The organism is Escherichia sp. WS338, assembly GCF_046486405.1.
Classification (GTDB): domain Bacteria; phylum Pseudomonadota; class Gammaproteobacteria; order Enterobacterales; family Enterobacteriaceae; genus Escherichia; species Escherichia coli.
Genome location: NZ_JBJQLL010000077.1, coordinates 1 through 3,630 on the forward strand (window position 1 = coordinate 1; position 3,630 = coordinate 3,630).

The following is a 3,630-nucleotide window of genomic DNA, read 5'->3' on the forward strand; positions in this document are numbered from 1 at the left end:
CCATACGAATCGCCCGCTGACGGACTTCGGGGGAAAAACGAGTATTTTTAGTCATCCTGTTTACCTCTTTCTCAGGGAGTTTAGTCTCCAGGATTTCCGGGGCGGTTCAGTATTCAAAGGAAGAATATAATAATCTTATCGCTCAAATAAATGAGCGTTATAAAGATCCAAAGCAACCAAAGGCGAAAGGTTATTCTGATGATGCAGCCCAACGAATGATTGATCATCTGAATCAACAGAATGCGTTACTAAGTTCACAAGCTGAGTTGACCGTTAAATTAAGTTCCTCTGAACAGGAACTGGTTAAGTGGCGTCAGCGGATTGCCGACCTAGAGTCACGACCATCATCGAAATTAACCCAGGATCAGAAATCGCTTCTCTTACACCGGGAAGAAATAACCGCGTTGATGGAGAAAAATGTTGCGATTGAAAAGAATAACAGGCTAATCAAGGAATCCGCCGAAATAACAGCATGGCGTGATTCATTGCAGGCTTCGATTGATAATCGTCAGCAGGGGTATGATATTCAGATTGCTGGTTATGGGGTTGGCGATAAAAATCAGCAACGCCAGCAGGAATTACTGCGGATTGAACATGGATATAACAATCAGCGTCTGCAACTTGAACGTGACTATGCAGATAAATCCCGTGGAATGTCAGATCATGTTTTTCAAGAGAAAATGCAGGCTCTGAATGATGCTCTGGAACGGGAAAAAGAAATTGTCAGACAGAAAAACGAGCAGCTCGATATTCAGGCAGGAGACTGGGTTAGTGGTGCCTCCCAGGGATTCAATAACTGGCTGGATGACACTAAGGATATCAGTGAGCAGATAAAATCAACCACGACTCAGATGTTTGATGGGATGACCGATGCGCTGGGTGATTTTGTCACGACAGGCAAGGCAAATTTTCGTTCTTTCGCTACTTCCGTGATTTCGGATCTTAGTCGAATGGCATTAAAGGCTTCAATTACTGGGATTTTCGACAGCATTAGTAACAGTTCTTCTGGGGGGATTTTAGGAACTATCGGGAGTGCTATTCGTAAATTTATTCCGAATGCAAAGGGCGGTGTTTATGAGTCTCCGTCATTGAGCACGTATTCGAACGGTATTTATGATTCCCCGCAATTTTTTGCTTTTGCAAAAGGGGCTGGTGTTTTTGGTGAGGCTGGACCGGAAGCCATTATGCCATTAACACGAACTTCCGATGGTTCTCTTGGTGTCAGAGCTATTAATAGTAAAAGTGGTAATGGAGGCGGAGATATTACCTATGCCCCTGTATACCAAATCACTATTCAAAATGACGGCCAGAATGGAGAGATTGGCCCTCAGGCAATAAAAGCACTTATGGGGATGGTTGATCAGCGGGTGCAGGGCAATCTGTTAAATATGCGACGTGATGGGGGAATATTAAGTGGCTAATACGGAAGAATTTCACTGGTTACCAGAGGATGGAATGAAAACAGAAAATAAACCATCGATAAAAACTGTAAGATTTGGCGATGGTTATGAGCAACGAAGTCCAAATGGACTTAATCATTCTCTGCGCGTTTTCACCTGTGATTTCAAAGTTGAGGCGAATGAACGTGATTCATTTGAAAAATTTTTAGCCCGGCATGAAGGCTATAAATCTTTTTTTTGGCGCCCGCCGGGTATTAACAGAAAAATCAGAGTGGTGTGTCGAACGTGGTCAGCGACAGAACATATCACCTATACCGATTTTTCGTGTCAGTTTGACGAAGTGGTGATCTGATGCAGGACATACAACAGGAAACGCTGAATGAATGCATTCGTGCGGAGCAGTCGGCCAGCGTGGTGCTCTGGGAAATCGACCTGACCGAGGTAGGCGGGGATCGTTACTTTTTCTGTAATGAGCAGAACGAAAAAGGTGAGTCTGTCACCTGGCAGAGTCGGCAGTATCAGGCCTATCCCATTCAGGGGAGTGGATTTGAGATGAACGGCAAGGGCAGTGCTGCCCGTCCGACACTGACGGTCTCTAACCTGCACGGCATGATCACCGGGATGGCGGAAGATCTGCAGAGTCTGGTCGGCGGAACGGTGGTCCGGCGTAAGGTTTACGCCCGCTTTCTGGATGCGGTGAACTTCGTCAACGGAAACAGCGAAGCCGATCCGGAGCAGGAGGTGATCAGCCGCTGGCGCATCGAGCAGTACAGCGAACTGAGCGCGGTCAGTGCCTCTTTTGTACTGTCCACGCCGACGGAAACGGATGGCGCTGTTTTTCCGGGACGTATCATGCTGGCCAACACCTGCACCTGGACCTATCGCGGCGATGAGTGCGGTTATAGCGGTCCGGCGGTCGCGGATGAATATGACCAGCCGACGTCCGATATCACGAAGGATAAATGCAGCAAATGCCTGAGTGGCTGTAAGTTTCGCAATAATGTCGGCAACTTTGGCAGCTTCCTTTCCATTAACAAACTTTCGCAGTAAATCCCATGACAGAGACAGAATCAGCGATTCTGGCGCACGCCCGGCGATGTGCGCCAGCGGAGTCGTGCGGCTTCGTGGTGAGAACGCCGGAGGAGGAAAGATATTTTCCCTGCGTGAATATCTCCGGTGAGCCGGAGGAGTATTTCCGGATGTCGCCGGAGGACTGGCTGAGTGCAGAAATGCAGGGAGAGATTGTGGCGCTGGTCCACAGCCACCCCGGTGGTCTGCCCTGGCTGAGTGAGGCCGACCGGCGGCTGCAGGTACAGAGTGATTTGCCGTGGTGGCTGGTCTGCCGGGGGGCGATTCATAAATTCCGCTGTGTGCCGCATCTCACCGGGCGGCGCTTTGAGCACGGGGTAACGGACTGTTACACGCTGTTCCGGGACGCTTACCATCTGGCGGGAATTGAGATGCCGGATTTTCATCGCGGGGATGACTGGTGGCGTAACGGTCAGAATCTCTATCTGGATAATCTGGAGGCCACAGGGCTGTATCAGGTGCCGTTGTCAGCGGCGCAGCCGGGCGATGTGCTGCTGTGCTGTTTTGGTTCATCGGTGCCGAATCATGCCGCCATTTACTGTGGTGACAGCGAGCTGCTGCACCATATTCCTGAACAACTGAGCAAACGAGAGAGGTACACCGACAAATGGCAGCGACGCACACACTCCCTCTGGCGTCACCGGGCATGGCACGCATCTGCCTTTACGGGGATTTACAACGATTTGGCCGCCGCATCGACCTTCGTGTGAAAACGGGGGCTGAAGCCATCCGGGCACTGGCCACACAGCTCCCGGCGTTTCGTCAGAAACTGAGCGACGGCTGGTACCAGGTACGCATTGCCGGGCGTGATGCAGGTGAAACTGAATTGTCTGCCCGTCTTAATGAGCCGCTGGAAAATGGTGCCGTGATCCACATCGTACCGCGTCCGGCGGGTGCTAAAAGTGGCGGTATTTTTCAGGCAGTGCTGGGGGCGGCGCTGATTGCGGTTGCATGGTGGAACCCTGTGGGCTGGCTGGGGGCCACGGCTGTATCGGGTATGTATGCGGCAGGGGCCAGTATGATCCTGGGCGGTGTGGCGCAGATGCTGGCACCGAAAGCCAGAACTCCCCGTACACAGACAACGGATAACGGTAAGCAGAACACCTATTTCTCCTCACTGGATAACATGGTTGCCCAGGGC

At 51.0% G+C, this 3,630-nt stretch carries 4 protein-coding genes and 1 pseudogene; all 5 read left to right on the forward strand.

Annotation, left to right across the window (positions count from 1 at the left end):
• Window positions 1-107 precede the first annotated feature (107 nt).
• Window positions 108-1,421: pseudogene (locus ACJHWT_RS25105) on the forward strand (phage tail tape measure protein); the annotation flags it as partial.
• A complete protein-coding gene (locus tag ACJHWT_RS25110; protein ID WP_000024051.1) occupies window positions 1,414-1,752 on the forward strand; it encodes a phage tail protein in 339 nt (112 codons plus the stop codon). The pseudogene ACJHWT_RS25105 and the gene ACJHWT_RS25110, both read left to right, overlap by 8 nt.
• On the forward strand, window positions 1,752-2,450 hold the full coding sequence (locus ACJHWT_RS25115; RefSeq protein WP_065203505.1) for a phage minor tail protein L: 699 nt from the start codon (window positions 1,752-1,754) through the stop codon (window positions 2,448-2,450). Before ACJHWT_RS25110 ends, ACJHWT_RS25115 begins: the two co-directional genes overlap by 1 nt.
• A 5-nt stretch (window positions 2,451-2,455) precedes the next feature.
• Window positions 2,456-3,199 carry a C40 family peptidase gene (locus tag ACJHWT_RS25120; RefSeq protein WP_065203506.1) on the forward strand — a complete coding sequence of 248 codons (744 nt, stop codon included), beginning with the start codon at window positions 2,456-2,458 and terminating at the stop codon, window positions 3,197-3,199.
• The coding region (locus ACJHWT_RS25125) for a tail assembly protein (protein WP_410232377.1) at window positions 3,196-3,630 on the forward strand (435 nt) is incomplete at its 3' end. The genes ACJHWT_RS25120 and ACJHWT_RS25125, both read left to right, overlap by 4 nt.

Bases quoted from the DNA above. Each gene is read 5' to 3' on its own strand.
- ACJHWT_RS25115 (WP_065203505.1), top strand. From the start codon at position 1,752: ATGCAGGACATACAACAGGAAACGCTGAATGAATGCATTCGTGCGGAG.
- ACJHWT_RS25120 (WP_065203506.1), top strand. From the start codon at position 2,456: ATGACAGAGACAGAATCAGCGATTCTGGCGCACGCCCGGCGATGTGCG.